The sequence below is a fragment of the Phascolarctobacterium succinatutens CAG:287 genome, from assembly GCF_000434895.1.
Taxonomy (GTDB): Bacteria; Bacillota; Negativicutes; order Acidaminococcales; family Acidaminococcaceae; genus Phascolarctobacterium_A; species Phascolarctobacterium_A succinatutens_A.
This window is the reverse complement of record NZ_FR892810.1, coordinates 1-14,449: the sequence shown is the minus strand read 5'-3', so window position 1 is coordinate 14,449 and position 14,449 is coordinate 1. Positions and strand designations below refer to the sequence as shown.

Genomic DNA, 14,449 nt, shown 5'->3' with positions numbered 1-14,449 from the left:
GTGGTGGTGTACGATTTTTTTAAAGATAAGATTCCTAGAGTTATAGCCTTAAAGACTAGGGAAAATGAAGATTTTTTAATAGCAGAATCAGACGGTTTAGATATTTTTTATTTAAATGAAACGGCTAAAAATTTTCTGGAATTATGCGATGGAAAAAGAAAAATCGAAGAAATAAAAGAAATGTTTCTTAAGGATTACGTAATTGACGAAAATAGTTTAGAACAAGACATAGTAAATCTGATTAGGGATTTACAATGGAAAAATATTATCAGATTGGAGGATAAAAAATGAAAAAATATAGTAAACCATTAATTAATAATTTATATCCTAGTGAGGGTGCTATTCCCGCTGTCGTAGGCGCTGTTGCCGGACTTAGTGCAGCATCAGCATTTTCTGTGGGCACTGCTTCTGGTTTAATGCTTAGAGATATTCACAGTAAAGCTTTACTGTCTGTAAACAATAATTCAATAAGATTCAATCAATAATTTATTGTTATTGGAATTGAGTGGATCTAATCGTTAACTTTCAGGTGAATCTTAAGAATAATAGTACCTTTTTTTGAGCTTCCAGTTAAAGATAACACCTCAGATGGTTTAATGTTGAGTAATTTAGTGATATAATTTTCGGAAGATATACTGTCTCAGCCTCCTTTTTAGAATGTATATTTCGGTATATTAACATTCTGGAATAGGAGGTTTTGTTTTTTGCTTAGATATGTAATATTAATTTGTATGCTTTGTAAGTGGAGACTTTATTAGACGCTTATGTAATTTTTGTGGCATTTCTCGTTTTTATTATATTTATTCGTAAGAACTTTAAGAATGCGCGAAGTATATCATGTCTTTAAAAAATTTGTAGCAGGATTTACTAATAGCTTCGATTGCGCTAAAATAAGATTGATATGTAGTACCCGCTACTTTTCGGAACAATAGGTTTGACGCAAAAATCACTATTGATATTCTTTTTGTTAACGGCACAAGCTTTCATATAATTGGGTTTAGAGTTAATCTAGGAGAAATTGAGATGAAAACAATAATAATATTTGCAGGTGCTGCAAGCATATATGGATTGGCAGATATAAAAGCTGCTTCTAAAAATTCGGATTTCGCATTGCAATTTGTTGAAACACCTGAAATGGCAAAATATATTAGTTCAGATGATTTGAAAGAAGTAAGTGTTAAAAATGATATTAAAGATGAAGATTCAATAGTAGTGCCATTAAATGAATATTGGGTAACATGGTGTAAAAAGAATGTAAAAAGGTGTAGAATTTCTACTAAAGCATTTAAGGCTAGTCGGTCTAAAAAATATTTAGCGGATTGCATGATGCAACACGGATTGCCATCGAATAGATATGAAATAACGAGCAATGTAAAAAAAATAGTGTCAGATAAACAAAAAGTATATATTATAAAACCAGATAATCAATATTCAGGACACGGCGTCAAAATTATTTCTGCGTTAAATTATCACAATATAGATAAGTATTTAATTGATGCGTCTATTGTCGACGAAAAGGTAAAAAAAGTATTAGATATTACAGCTTCACCATCAATATGTTTTGAATTTATTGATGGCGTAGAATATAGTGCGGATGTTTTTTTCTTTCAGGGTAAAATTTCTGTTGTTAGGGTATGCAAAAAATACAGAACAATTATTGATAATGCTCCGTGTGTATTAGCATATGTATTAGAAGAACCAACAGAGCTTATAAGAAGATATTTAGAATTATGGTGCAATGCGTTGTTTGATTATGATAATATTTCATTCGGACAATTCGATTTTATTTCACCTACTAGTGTCAGCAATGTGCTAGTTCCGATTGATTTCTCATGCCGAGTGGGTGGAGGAATTTCAGAATTACTGAGATACCATGGTGGTAATTTATATAGGGATTCCTTAGAAGTGTTGTTTGGAGAAAAATGCATAGCTAATAAAGGAAATTTCCAAAATGTTTTTCAGTTGAATTTTATCCCTAATACTATGGGAACGCTAATAAATGATAATTTTCTTATTAACGATTTACAGGCTATAAAATTAAAAAAATTAGGAGATAGAATTGATAGATTAGATCCTAGTGCCAATAATCGATTAGCTATATGTTTAGGAGATAATTTCTCAGAAGCGTATTATAAGAAAATAAAAGATAGACTACTAATCGGTAGCCAATATATTAAGCATGATGAGGTTTGAGATGGATAGTGTTTGCATAAAATCATTTAAATTAGCTATGAAAATGCAGGGAATAGAAATTGATAAAGATGAATTGATTAAGTGTACTTCAAAGATTAAAACTTATGAGGACCTAAAAGCAATTGATAGAGATAATACTCATATTTTATATCCATGGGTTCCGGCATTAGTATATGATATTTTGGGGTATAATGAATATAAAAGCTGCGATTTGAACATCGATGAATCTGATACCTATCTTTTATTTCGGCCAGGCGAATCATTTGATAATGAGGTATATGAAGCTCTTCAAGAAAAAGGTGATTTTGAAATACAAGAATTTCAGTATGTTTTTTCAAAAAAATTAATATCACATTTATATGGGGGATTTCCTTGGTTTTTAGCGTATTGTAGTACTTGTGATGAACTCAATATATGGGATAAAACAGGAATTGCAGTATATGTAAAAGAAAAAAATGATGTTCCTTGTATAAAATGTAGTGTTGAAATAAAAAATAGATACAGAGATAAGCATCCGGAAAAAACTAAAGAAATAAATCTTAGCGAAGAAAAAGGCTGTGGGTATAATGGGATAATTCATTCTTTCCATTGTCCGAATTGCATAGAAAAACGTAGACATAGTATGGCAATTGAAAAAGCACGTTTGTAAAGGGGGGAATCAAGTGGATCGTTATATACTTGGCGTTCATAGTGGACATGATTCTTCAGCATGTTTATATAAAAATAATCAATTACTCTATGCAATTGCCAGAGAGCGATTAACTAGAAAAAAACATGATTCTGGAGAACCTATTGAATGCATAGAATATTTACTTAAAGCTGCTGGTATTACGTATAATCAAATTTCGTTAGTTGTTCGTGTAAATTGGTATGATTCAACTGAAATTAATGATGATTATTATAAGAAGTTTTCAAAAGTAATTGTGAGATATGAGCATCATTTATTTCATGCATATGCAGCATCTTTAGCAGCTAAATTTGACAAGACATTAATTTATATAATGGATGGGCGTGGGTGCAGACCAGTTGATAATGGATGTTCGAGCTTATCAGAAGAAGATTTATTTGAAGCAGAATCTCTATATCTACTGGATAATGGCGAAATAACTGAATTACAAGCTGAAAAGAAATATGCTGTTCATGAAAGTGCATCTAAGCATAAATACAAATGGGGATCACATATGGACTCCATAGGATATGCCTATGCCGATGTTAGCCGACTGATTTTTAAGGATTATAATGCAGCTGGCAAAGTTATGGCATTGGCAGCATATGGTGTGGGGAATGCTGATGTACCAGAATGTCTGTATTTTGATAAAAAATTACATGTTCGTAAAGAATGGTTAGATTATTTAAATTCACAAGATTATCCACTATCATATGAGTTGCAAACAGCAAAAAATATTGCATGTGCTCTTCAATTCGAATTAGAAAGCTACATTCAAACCCGTATTAAATATTTTTCTGAAAAATATAATGTCCTAGATTTTTGTTTTTCTGGTGGGGTTGCATTAAATTGCCTTAACAATGGAAAATTAATAAATAGTGGATTGATTAATTCATTGGGTCTTTTTCCAGCAAGTGGAGATGACGGAATTTCTATAGGAGCAGGACTTTGGGCAATTAGAAAAATATTTAAAGATAAGAGTAAAATTGAGTGGGACTATGCATTAGGAAAAAGTTATGGTGAAATATGTTATGATGAATCTGTATTATTTCAGGTAATAAAAGATATACATGATGATAAGATTATAGGACTATTTGAAGGTGGCTCGGAATATGGTCCGCGAGCTCTTTGCAATCGAAGCATTATTGCTTCTGCAAAAAGTAAGAACATGAAGGATCGGCTCAATTTACAGATAAAGCATCGGGAAAACTTTAGACCTTTTGGAGGTGTAATATTAGAGCGTAATCTGAAAAAGATTACTGATGATAGAATAGCTAGTCCGCTTATGCTATCGGCAATAAATATTAAACCTGAAATGATAGATTATATGCCAGCTTTGGTTCATAAAGATAATACTGTTAGAATTCAAGTTATATACGAGAATCAAAATAAAAAGCTGATTTGGAAAATTTTAGATTATCTTGAGAAAAAATATGGGGAATTAGTATTGATTAACACTTCTTTTAATGGCAAAGGAGAACCTATTGTAGAAAGTCAATCAGACGCTTTGCTTTCTGCCAAAAGAATGAAGCTTGAATATGTTTATATGAATGGAGAAAAGGTAGATATAATATGAACTTGAAAATTATAACATATATGCGAAGCAATGAGGCTTTTAATGATAATATAAAAAAGATACTTACGCTTTCGTTAAAGCTTAATACAAAAATCTCTTGTATCATATTTACTGATAATGATAGAAAATTTGAATTTGATGGCATAAAAATCGATAGTATAAATTTTCCGGGAACAAAGTATATTAGGCTACTGTATTTATTTGAAAGAGAACAAGAGGATTGTTTATATTTGAGTATTGATAACGATATAAATGTAAATGACGAGACAATACTCAAGTTTTTAGAAAAAGGATTATCAGGGAAATATGATATTGGATGGGGACGAATTTATGCCCAATCACAGTCTGGCTTTATATCAAATCTAGTGGCGACGGATAAACACTTATCTCATGATTTGATAAGACCTTTATCGTGGAAATTAAATATGGGAATTAGTATACCAGGACAATGCTTTTTTATTAGACCAAAAGCTTTTCAAGATAAATTATATCAAATTGATACTTTTTTAGATGATCTTGCTATTGGCGCTTATATAAGTAATAATAGGAAAGACTATAGTATATTACGATCGTCTTTTCTTCTTGGTTACGAAAAACCTAATACAAATTTTGGGGGATTATGTAGACAACGTAAGCGTTGGGCGAAAGGTTTCTATCAAATATTCTCATATCCGAAACGAAAAGAATATCAAAGCAAATTATTATTGCATGCAGCATTTTACCATTTTAGTTGGATAGTCAATTGGCTTATGATTGGATACATTAGTTATTGTAATTTGTACGCTGGAATGATTTATATTTTAGCAATCGCTTTACTTATGACTAGAAAAGATTATAAACTACTATTTTATGGTGTAATTTATCAGTTGTTTTTTCCAATATTTCATATCGTTTGGATTTTTAATATACTAAGAGGAGATAAGAATGATGATAATGCCTGAAACTTTTTTAAAAGCTATGATATTAACGCATGGGGTACAATTTACTGATGAAGCTCTTTTATATGCACGTAAGACAAATGCCAAGATTCAGAATTTGGTATACAATGCTCCGGTAGGAGCAGATAACTTCCGTCCTCAAGAATTATTGATACGTCATTCGGATGGATTTGAAACAGTATCTTCTTGTGTGGCTCCTGGAAAGTTAAAACCAGTAGTGGTTGATTGCAAAAATGGGGAATTATTTGCGACTGTTGATAATAGAAAAGTTGAAGATATTTCAATCTCTTTTATTGAAGAACCTGACTACTATTCTTATAAATTAGAAGAAGATTTAGTTGCAAAGGATTTTGTATCTGCTTGTGGTTTGGATGAATTGAACATAATTCCTTGGAAAGGATGCAATATTTCTGCAGGTTGTCTTTTCTGTGGTGCAAACACTGTTGCTGGTGAAAACAAAGCAAGTATTTTTACGGCATATCAGGTTTCTTCTCCCGATTTTTGGAATGAAAATAAGGATACATATCTAAATTATCTCACGAAATCAGTCAAAGCGGCTATTAAGTCAAAATGTTATGATGAACATATGCATGTGATTCTGATTTCTGGAGACTTATCTGATCAAGTGTTAGATATGCAAGCTCACATTTATTGTGATATTGTTAGGGCAATAAAGCCATTAGTAGAGAAAAAGTCTACTGAAGGTATTATAGCAGTTTGTATGCCGCCCAATGATTTAGACATACTAGAAGACTTTAAGGAAGCCGGAATTGAAAAAATAGTATTTAATTTTGAGCTTGGGAATGAAGATGATTTTGCAAAATATTGTCCAGGAAAAAAGAACATCGGATTTAATCATATCTTAGATGCTTTAAAAAAAGGTGTTGATGTATTTGGCTATGGTAATTCTTGGACTAATTTTGTTTTAGGTTTAGAACCTATTGGAAATTTGCTTAAATTTAATCAATACCTTGCTTCTCAAGGTATTGTTTCTAGTGCAAATGTGTTACACCTTGATAAAGGAAATCGTTTGGATTGTGATGTCCCGTCATTTGAAACTGTTATTAATTATTTTTATTCATTAGATAAAATTTTGAAAGAATATAACCTGGATCCGTTTTATTGTAGTAAAGCTTTACGTACTAGCCTTTCGAATGAAGCTCGTTTTAATCGTATAGTGCTTTGATTTTTATGATTACTATCAACGACGATTTGCTGCGTTTGGTTTTTAGGAGGAAATGATGAGTACTATTTTGGTTACGGGAGGAGCTGGATTTATTGGTTCCAATTTATGCCGTCGACTGCTAGATAATTTACAGAACCACGTAATATGTTTTGATAATCTTACGACTGGAAATATAAATAATGTAAGAGTATTGTTAGAAACTGAGAGATTTAATATAGTAAATGGAGATATATTGGATATATTAGATGTTTTGGATTCTTCATATAAAATCGATGAGATTTATAACCTTGCGTGTCCAGCAGCTCCATTGAAATATCAAGAAGATCCAATATATACTACTAAAGTAAACACGATATGTGTATTGAATTTATTGAATTTGGCACGAAAAAATCATGCAAAGTTTTTACAGGCTAGTACAAGCGAAGTTTACGGAGATCCGTTAATTTTTCCACAAAAAGAGAATTACTTGGGAAACGTTAATTGTACAGGTATCAGATCATGTTACGATGAAGGGAAAAGATGTGCTGAGTCCTTGATTTTTGATTATGCGAGGAAATATGGTTCTTTGGTAAAGGTTGTAAGAATATTTAATACGTATGGCCCATTTATGTCTGCTGATGATGGTAGAGTTATTTCTAATTTTATAGTTCAGGCGTTAAGGGGAGAGAACTTAACTATATATGGAAGAGGAGAACAAACTAGAAGTTTTTGCTATATTGATGACTTGGTGGATGGTTTATTAAAAATGATGTCAACGGAAGATTCATTTCAAGGACCTGTTAATTTAGGGAATCCTGATGAAAGAACAATTTTTGATGTTGCTAGTTTAATCAGATTGTATTGTGAAAATAGTTCTGATTTTTCTTATAAGGCTTTGCCAAAAGATGATCCTAAAAGACGTTGTCCAGATATTTCTTTAGCTATGAATGTTTTAAAATGGAAACCAAAAGTTGATTTGGAAGTAGGATTGGAAAAAACAATCCAATATTTTAGAGATATAGTGTAGCATTGAAATATATTAAGCACAAAAGAACGAATCGTTAATGCTTTTTATAATAAAAGCATTAATAGATATGTTTTTATTATTTCTGCGGCACTTCTCATATTAAAACCCTATTGACAACCATCCTTAAAAGTGCTATAAATCTATATTTGGCAGATGTTTTATGCACATGAGAGGATGAATATATATGAGAAAAAATACCCAGTTTTTACTGGCAGCCACAATGCTGGCTGCTAATATATCTCTTGCGGCTCCGGCTTTTGCCGACAGCCTGCAGACATACAATCTTGACACCATGGTTGTTACCGCGCAGCGCGAAAGCAAGCGTGATGTAGATACGCCTGCTTCCGTTACTACCGTTTCCCAAAAGCAGCTTGTTGAAACAGGCGCTGCTAATCTTTTTGATGCTTTGCGTCTGCAAAGCGGCGTAACTACCTACTCCTATGGCGGCAGCCAGTCCCTTGGCGGTATGAATGCCAAAATCCTGATGCGTGGTGCTAACAAGGGTACCGTGGTGATGATTGACGGCATGCCTGCCAACATCAATGAAAGCTATTATCTGGACTCTATTCCTGTGGAATCTATTGCACGCGTAGAAATAGTTAAGGGCGCTGCTTCTACTCTTTACGGTTCCGAGGCTTCTACCGGTGTTATCAATATCATCACGAAAAAGAAGATGCCTAACACTTTGTCACTGACTAAGGGCGAATACGGCAGGGAAAAGGCAGCGCTGACATTGAATGCCGATAAGCTGAATTTGGCAGTGGCGCTGGAGCAGAGCGACCCGATGAAGGGTTATAGCAGTAACTATAAGCAGATTAACGATTTAAACAAAAAGTCCTTTACCGCCAGCTATAAGTTTGATGATAACTGGAGCTTCTCGCACCAGCATAACGACAGCAAGTATTCCTATGATCAGTTTGAAAAAACCTGGAGCAAGCTTACCGAGGATGCGAATTACCACTACATTGATGATTTTTCACGCTTGCAATATAAGGATGACAGCGTGAGTGCCAATTTGTTTTATAACCGCAGCAATCGCAGAAATCAGACCTACAATGTTACCGGCTCTAAATGGACCAAGTCCGATCATTTACGCTTTGATACCATAGGCCTTGATTTGCAAAAGCAGATTACCGGTAAATTCGGTGATGTTATTGTTGGTACGACGGTTTCCCGTGATTCCTATAAAAATGATATTACCGTAGCAAAAAACATTAAACCCGGTACGAAGATTAATGAATTCAGAACAAATTATGCTGTGTTTGCACAGCTTTCTAAGGATCTTGGCGCAGGCTATACTGCTACCGTAGGTGCCCGTGAAACTGTTGTAGAGGCCAATAAGCGTTATGATGCCTTTACACCGCAGTTTGCTTTGCTGAAGAAGCTGGATAATAACAGCAGCTTATATGCAAATGCGGCAAAATCTTTTAAGATGCCTACATTTACCCAAATTTACGGCGGCGGCGGTACCAACGTTGCGGCTAATCCATTTCTGGAGCCTGAAGAAGGTTGGACCTATGAGTTCGGTTACAAAAAGGCATCTAATACAAGCATGTTCAAAGCTGCTTTGTATTATATGGATTTGGATACTATTGAGTACGAAGGCAGGGGAACCAGCTCCAATCCGTCTGTGACACGTAATATGTCCTTTAAAAATAAAGGTCTGGAAATGACCTATGAGAAGGATTTCGGTAGCAAATACAGCTATTCTCTGGGCGCTAATTTCTGCAATCCTATGGGCAAAAATAAAAAAGGCGTATGGGAGCGTAAATTTGCACGCGAGCAATACAATGCAAGTATTAAATACCATGATGCTAAGTTCAATGCTGCGCTGACAGGCATGTTTACTACGGATAGAGCCAGCGGTTGGGGCGATTTGCTGCCGGTAAACTTTATTGCCGGCTATAAGCTCGACAAGAGCAGTAGCGTAGAGCTTGGCGTGGAGAATATTTTCGACCGAGATGATATCGTAAGCAATCCTGGCGCTACTACCAAGTATTACTGCCTGCCGCGCATGGTGCATGTGACCTACACTTATACCTTCTAAAAGGTTTGCGCCAGTTTTGCTCTTTTATAAACGATAGTCTGAACTGACCATATTAAATATCCATAAATTGAGCTTATTCAGATGCCAGTCGATAGGTTATAATGATTACATTATTAAAGTGAAGGAGTGTGTCTTTATGACCTTGATGAATAAAGCATTGACTATTGCCGGCAGCGATACAAGCGGCGGTGCCGGTATGGAAGCAGATATTAAAACTATGGAGGAGCTGGGCGTTTTTGGTATGCCTGCTTTGACCTGCATTGTAACAATGCACCCGACTACCTGGGAACACAGCGTATTCCCTCTGCCTTTGGATTTGGTGGAAAAGCAGCTGGTGACAGCGATTGAAGGTGTTGGCATCAATGCGATGAAGACCGGTATGCTGGGCAGTGCTGGGCTGGTAGAGCTGGTTGCGGCGACGATTGATAAGTACGCTTTGCAGAACGTGGTTATTGACCCGGTTATGGTCTGCAAGGGCTGCGATTTGATTTTGGTGCCGGATGCGGCAGAAGCTATCAAAAAGCTGCTGATGCCGCGCTGCGATGTTATTACCCCGAATACCGTGGAGGCTGCTTATCTTGCGGATATGCCGGAGGTTACTACCGTAGAGCAGATTAAGGAAGCAGCAGTGAAAATTGTTGCTGCCGGTGCGAAGAGCGTTGTTATCAAGGGCGGCGAGCGTCTGAGCGATAATTCCGCTATTGATATTTTCTACGATGGCAAGGAATTCACAGAAATGGCTGTGCCGAAGATTTATCCTTCCTACAACCATGGCGCAGGCTGCACCTTCTCGGCAGCAATCACTGCAGGTTTGGCAGACGGCCTGAGCATGAAGGAAGCTGTGCTGCAGGCAAAGAAATTTGTCACTGCTGCGCTCAAGCATGGCTTTGCTATCAATAACATTGTCGGCTGCACCAACCACACCGCATATAGAAAATACAGCGAATAAAGTAAAGAAAACCGTCATTTCCTCAGCTTGTTGGGGAAATGACGGTTTTTGTATGCAAAAATAAGTATTACAGTGTTGTGGAATCCATAGTGCAGTCTTCCAGCAGCTTTTTGGCATCAACATATTGCGCAATGCCTGCAGCTACCTTCTTCGATTCCTTCATCGCCAATACGACGGTAGCAGGACCGTGTACTACATCGCCGCTGCTGAAAACGCCGGCGCGGGTGGTCATGCCGTAGGGACGGTCACGGGTAATAACAAAGCCCTGCTTATCAATCTGAATACCTTTGGTACTGGAAACAATACGTGCTGCGGGTTTCTGGCCTACTGCGAGGATAACGCAGTCGCAGGGGATAAGCTCCTGACCGCCTTCTGCAATAAACTCACCGTTTTCGGTTTTGGTGATGTTTTGCAGCAATAAACCGGCCAATTCGGTTTCGTCCGCTGCCGTAGCTTGACGGCGGATGTTCTTTAAGGCGCGCATCTGCTTTTTGTTGAAGTAGGCGATAGGCTGTTTCAGGAAGCGGAACTGTACACCTTCGGCAACAGCGGCTTCATATTCAGATGGAAAAGCAGAAATTTCAGCTTCCGTTTTGTGGTAGACGATGGTGACGTTTTTGGCACCGCGGCGGATAGAGGTGCGGGCTGCGTCCATAGCAACGTTGCCTGCGCCGACAACGATAACGTTGTCACCGGTGTGCAGCAGTGTTTCGCTGGCATCCAGCTTGCCTCCGTCAGCCAATACAACCATACGCAGGAAGTAGGTGGCTGTCAAAATACCGGACAGCTCCTTGCCGGGGATATCCAGCGTGCGCGGCAGGGAGGTACCTGTGCCCATGAAAATTGCATCGTAGCCTTGGGCAAAAAGGTCATCAACGGTAAAATCTACACCGGCAAGCTGCTTGGTGCGTATTTCTACACCGATGTGCTGCAGCTCGCTGATTTCACGGCGGACAACATCCTTTTGCAGACGGAATTCCGGAATGCCGAAGAGCAATACGCCGCCCGGTTCGCTTTGAGCTTCAAAAATAGTAACGTCAAAATCCATCTTGGCCAAATCGCCTGCTACAGTAAGACCTGCCGGACCGGAGCCGATTACGGCAACCTTACCGCGCAGCTTGCTTGATGGCTGTGTAGGCTTTAAATCATTGTTATGGGCAAAATCAGCAACGAACATTTCCAGGCTGCCGATTTCAATACCGCATTTCTTTTTGGTCAACACGCAATGTGCTTCACACTGCCGCTCATGCGGGCAGACACGTCCGCAGATAGCGGGCAGGTTACTGCGTTCGGAAATGATTTCGTAGGCCATGCCGATATTACCCTCGCTTAAGGCACGGATAAAGCCGGGAATATTGTTTTCAATCGGACAGCCGGTGCGGCATGTAGGGCGCGCACAGTTCAGGCAGCGGCGTGCTTCCTGAATGGCTTCTGCTGTGGTCATTGTTCTGCTCATTTTTCTACCTCTTTTTAGTCATAATGCTTACTTTGAGTATCATAAATAAGATTTTCCAACTCCTTGAGGCGGTCGTTGATTTCTTCCATATGCTTGGCGAGCAGCTCTTCATAATCTGCTACCGGATCGGGCAGCTTATCATGATTCAGGTCAATCATGCTTTCAGCATCATTGTTGGAGGCAATACGTACACCGTTACGTGTTACAACACGTCCGGGTACACCAACAACGACGGAATTGGGCGGAACCTCTTTAAGAACTACGCTGCCGCTGCCAATTTTGGAATTGTCGCCTACCTTGAAGGAACCGAGCACCTTCGCACCGCTGGAAACAACAACATTATTGCCGATGGTGGGATGGCGCTTACCCTTTTCCTTGCCAGTACCGCCAAGGGTAACGCCTTGATAGAGCGTGACATTGCTGCCAAGCTCGGCGGTTTCACCGATAACAAGTCCCATACCGTGGTCAATGAAAAGACCAGGGCCCAGTTTAGCACCGGGATGGATGTCAATACCGGTAAGAAAGCGGGAAAATGTATTAAGCAGGCGTGGGAATACTACCCAGCCCTTCAGATAAAAGTGATGCGCTATACGATGGAGCCAGATGGCATGTAGCCCGGGATAACACATTGCGGCCTCCAGTCTTGTTTTTGCGGCCGGGTCGCGCAGCATAATGGCATCAATATCTTTTTTCATCTGAGCAAACATGTCAAGACTCCTTTCTTTATATTATATCAATATGTGCTGTAGTTGTCAGCATTTAGCTGCGCTAAGACAAGCTCTTTCTGCCGACAAATACCATTTTTATATTTTAGCACAGAAATTAGTGAATAGTAAACAGAAAAACTGTAAAACTTAACGAAAATATGACTAGTGAACATTTTTCTGCACTTATAAAGTGGACAAAATTCTGAAAAACGGCTAATAATGCATCAAATTACACACTATGAGGTAATGATTTCTTTTGTAAGTGTCCTGATTTGACTTTACCTATAATTATGCTATAATTTAGGTAAATACTTAAAAATTTTTATTTATGTACTTGTTGAAAAGACAGGTACGCTGGAGGCGCACTAAAATGACAAAAGAAATTTTAAAAGAAAAAGCGTGTGCTGCAATTGACGCATATGCAGATAAGATAAAGGCTATTTGTGCCAGCATCAACGATGAACCGGAATTAGGCTTCAAGGAAGTCAAAACCGCTGCCAAGGTTGCAGAATTTATGCGTGACCTGGGCCTGCAGCCGGAAACCGGCCTGGCAATCAATGGCGTTAAGGGACGTGCCAAGGGCGGCAAGCCCGGACCGACAGCTGCCGTTTTAGGCGAGCTGGATGCAGTTGGCTGTCCGACAAGCCCGAAGGCTGATCCTGCCACAGGCGCAGCGCATGCCTGTGGCCATAATCTGCAGATTTCCACCATGCTTGCTGCTGCCTGCGGCATCGTAAAATCCGGCGTTCTGCCGGAGCTGGCCGGTGACGTTGTGTTCTTCGGTGTTCCTGCTGAGGAATATATCGAAATTGCGTACCGCAAAAAGTTAGTGGAGTCCGGCAAGCTGCATTTTATGAGCGGCAAGGGCGAGCTGATTTATGAAGGCGCTTTTGATGATATTGATATGGCTATGCAGATGCATGCCGATAAAAATATGCCGAAGCCTACGGTTTCTATCGGTGAAAGCAGCAACGGCTTTGTAGGTAAAACTGTGCGCTATATCGGCAAAACCGCTCATGCAGCCGACGCTCCGCATGAAGGTGTCAACGCGCTGAATGCTGCCTGCCTGGGCCTGATGGGCATCAACGCTTTGCGTGAAACCTTCCGCGAGCAGGATGTAGTGCGTGTACACCCGATTATTACTAAGGGTGGCGACTTTGTAAATTCCGTGCCTGATGATGTACGCCTGGAGCTGTATGTGCGTGCGAAAACCATGGATGCTATTGATTCTACCCATACGCGCGTTGACGCAGCGCTTAAGGCCGGCGGTGATGCTGTCGGTGCCCAAACTGTCATCGAAACATTGCCCGGCATGTTCCCGTTGAGCTGTAACAAGCGTATGAACGAGCTGTTTGCAGCAAATGCTAAAATTGCTTATCCTGACGTAGAGATAAAGGATGCCGGTCATTTCAGCGCCTCCACCGATATGGGTGACGTATCACATCTGATGCCTGTTATCCATCCGTTTATCGGTGGTACGGACGGCCTGTTGCATACACCTGACTTCCATATGGTAGATTTTAATGCTGCTGTGCTGCTGCCTGCCAAAGCCTTTGCCATGATGCTGATAGATTTGCTGTATGATGATGCGAAAGAGGCTAAGGCTATTCTGGCTGACTTCAAGCCTATCCTGACCAAAGAAGAGTATATTGCAAAGTTAGAAAGCTATTTTAATAAGTAATTGAGCCACACAAGGCTATAATATGATAAAATATACATAATAA

At 38.7% G+C, this 14,449-nt stretch carries 13 protein-coding genes; 11 read left to right on the top strand and 2 right to left on the bottom strand.

Annotated elements, in window-relative coordinates; translation table 11 throughout:
* Positions 1-6 precede the first annotated feature (6 nt).
* The 10 genes from BN587_RS08240 to thiD all read left to right on the top strand — a co-directional run bounded on the left by BN587_RS08240 (position 7) and on the right by thiD (position 10,562).
* Positions 7-291: a PqqD family protein gene (locus tag BN587_RS08240; protein WP_044484628.1), complete on the top strand. Its 285-nt coding sequence runs from the start codon at positions 7-9 to the stop codon at positions 289-291.
* The gene (locus BN587_RS08235; RefSeq protein WP_021720649.1) at positions 288-485 is read left to right on the top strand and encodes a hypothetical protein; all 198 of its coding nucleotides are present in this window, start codon (positions 288-290) and stop codon (positions 483-485) included. The genes BN587_RS08240 and BN587_RS08235 overlap by 4 nt, the downstream gene beginning before the upstream one ends.
* Positions 486-1,023: 538 nt before the next feature.
* On the top strand, positions 1,024-2,193 hold the full coding sequence (locus BN587_RS08230; protein ID WP_021720648.1) for a hypothetical protein: 1,170 nt from the start codon (positions 1,024-1,026) through the stop codon (positions 2,191-2,193).
* A gap of 1 nt (position 2,194) precedes the next feature.
* On the top strand, positions 2,195-2,842 hold the full coding sequence (locus tag BN587_RS08225; RefSeq protein WP_021720647.1) for a hypothetical protein: 648 nt from the start codon (positions 2,195-2,197) through the stop codon (positions 2,840-2,842).
* A gap of 13 nt (positions 2,843-2,855) precedes the next feature.
* Positions 2,856-4,436, top strand: a complete 1,581-nt coding sequence (locus BN587_RS08220; protein ID WP_021720646.1) for a carbamoyltransferase C-terminal domain-containing protein — start codon at positions 2,856-2,858, stop codon at positions 4,434-4,436.
* Positions 4,433-5,377, top strand: a complete 945-nt coding sequence (locus tag BN587_RS08215) for a glycosyltransferase (protein ID WP_021720645.1) — start codon at positions 4,433-4,435, stop codon at positions 5,375-5,377. Before BN587_RS08220 ends, BN587_RS08215 begins: the two co-directional genes overlap by 4 nt.
* A complete protein-coding gene (locus BN587_RS08210; RefSeq protein WP_044484627.1) occupies positions 5,361-6,560 on the top strand; it encodes a radical SAM protein in 1,200 nt (399 codons plus the stop codon). The genes BN587_RS08215 and BN587_RS08210 overlap by 17 nt, the downstream gene beginning before the upstream one ends.
* A gap of 52 nt (positions 6,561-6,612) precedes the next feature.
* Positions 6,613-7,566 (top strand): UDP-glucuronic acid decarboxylase family protein, encoded by a 954-nt coding sequence (locus tag BN587_RS08205; protein ID WP_303684941.1) that lies wholly within the window; start codon positions 6,613-6,615, stop codon positions 7,564-7,566.
* Positions 7,567-7,750: 184 nt separating this feature from the next.
* Complete coding sequence (locus BN587_RS08200) at positions 7,751-9,613, top strand: TonB-dependent receptor plug domain-containing protein (protein WP_021720642.1); 1,863 nt, start codon at positions 7,751-7,753, stop codon at positions 9,611-9,613.
* Between the two features lie 136 nt (positions 9,614-9,749).
* Positions 9,750-10,562 (top strand): bifunctional hydroxymethylpyrimidine kinase/phosphomethylpyrimidine kinase, encoded by an 813-nt coding sequence (gene thiD / locus BN587_RS08195; protein ID WP_021720641.1) that lies wholly within the window; start codon positions 9,750-9,752, stop codon positions 10,560-10,562.
* 67 nt (positions 10,563-10,629) lie between these two features.
* On the opposite strand, the gene BN587_RS08190 is transcribed toward thiD, so the two are convergent.
* Complete coding sequence (locus BN587_RS08190) at positions 10,630-12,018, bottom strand: NAD(P)-dependent oxidoreductase (protein WP_021720640.1); 1,389 nt, start codon at positions 12,016-12,018, stop codon at positions 10,630-10,632.
* A 14-nt stretch (positions 12,019-12,032) separates the two neighbouring features.
* Positions 12,033-12,725: a serine O-acetyltransferase gene (cysE, locus tag BN587_RS08185; protein WP_021720639.1), complete on the bottom strand. Its 693-nt coding sequence runs from the start codon at positions 12,723-12,725 to the stop codon at positions 12,033-12,035.
* A 370-nt stretch (positions 12,726-13,095) separates the two neighbouring features.
* On the opposite strand from cysE, the gene BN587_RS08180 reads away from it, so the two are divergent.
* Complete coding sequence (locus tag BN587_RS08180; RefSeq protein ID WP_021720638.1) at positions 13,096-14,406, top strand: amidohydrolase; 1,311 nt, start codon at positions 13,096-13,098, stop codon at positions 14,404-14,406.
* Positions 14,407-14,449 lie beyond the last annotated feature (43 nt).

Excerpts from the sequence above, each read along its gene's own strand:
- BN587_RS08235 (WP_021720649.1), top strand. The coding sequence starts at position 288 with ATGAAAAAATATAGTAAACCATTAATTAATAATTTATATCCTAGTGAG.
- BN587_RS08230 (WP_021720648.1), top strand. The coding sequence starts at position 1,024 with ATGAAAACAATAATAATATTTGCAGGTGCTGCAAGCATATATGGATTG.
- BN587_RS08225 (WP_021720647.1), top strand. The coding sequence starts at position 2,195 with ATGGATAGTGTTTGCATAAAATCATTTAAATTAGCTATGAAAATGCAG.
- BN587_RS08215 (WP_021720645.1), top strand. The coding sequence starts at position 4,433 with ATGAACTTGAAAATTATAACATATATGCGAAGCAATGAGGCTTTTAAT.
- BN587_RS08210 (WP_044484627.1), top strand. The coding sequence starts at position 5,361 with ATGATGATAATGCCTGAAACTTTTTTAAAAGCTATGATATTAACGCAT.
- BN587_RS08205 (WP_303684941.1), top strand. The coding sequence starts at position 6,613 with ATGATGAGTACTATTTTGGTTACGGGAGGAGCTGGATTTATTGGTTCC.
- BN587_RS08200 (WP_021720642.1), top strand. The coding sequence starts at position 7,751 with ATGAGAAAAAATACCCAGTTTTTACTGGCAGCCACAATGCTGGCTGCT.
- thiD (WP_021720641.1), top strand. The coding sequence starts at position 9,750 with ATGACCTTGATGAATAAAGCATTGACTATTGCCGGCAGCGATACAAGC.
- BN587_RS08190 (WP_021720640.1), bottom strand. The coding sequence starts at position 12,018 with ATGAGCAGAACAATGACCACAGCAGAAGCCATTCAGGAAGCACGCCGC.
- cysE (WP_021720639.1), bottom strand. The coding sequence starts at position 12,725 with ATGTTTGCTCAGATGAAAAAAGATATTGATGCCATTATGCTGCGCGAC.
- BN587_RS08180 (WP_021720638.1), top strand. The coding sequence starts at position 13,096 with ATGACAAAAGAAATTTTAAAAGAAAAAGCGTGTGCTGCAATTGACGCA.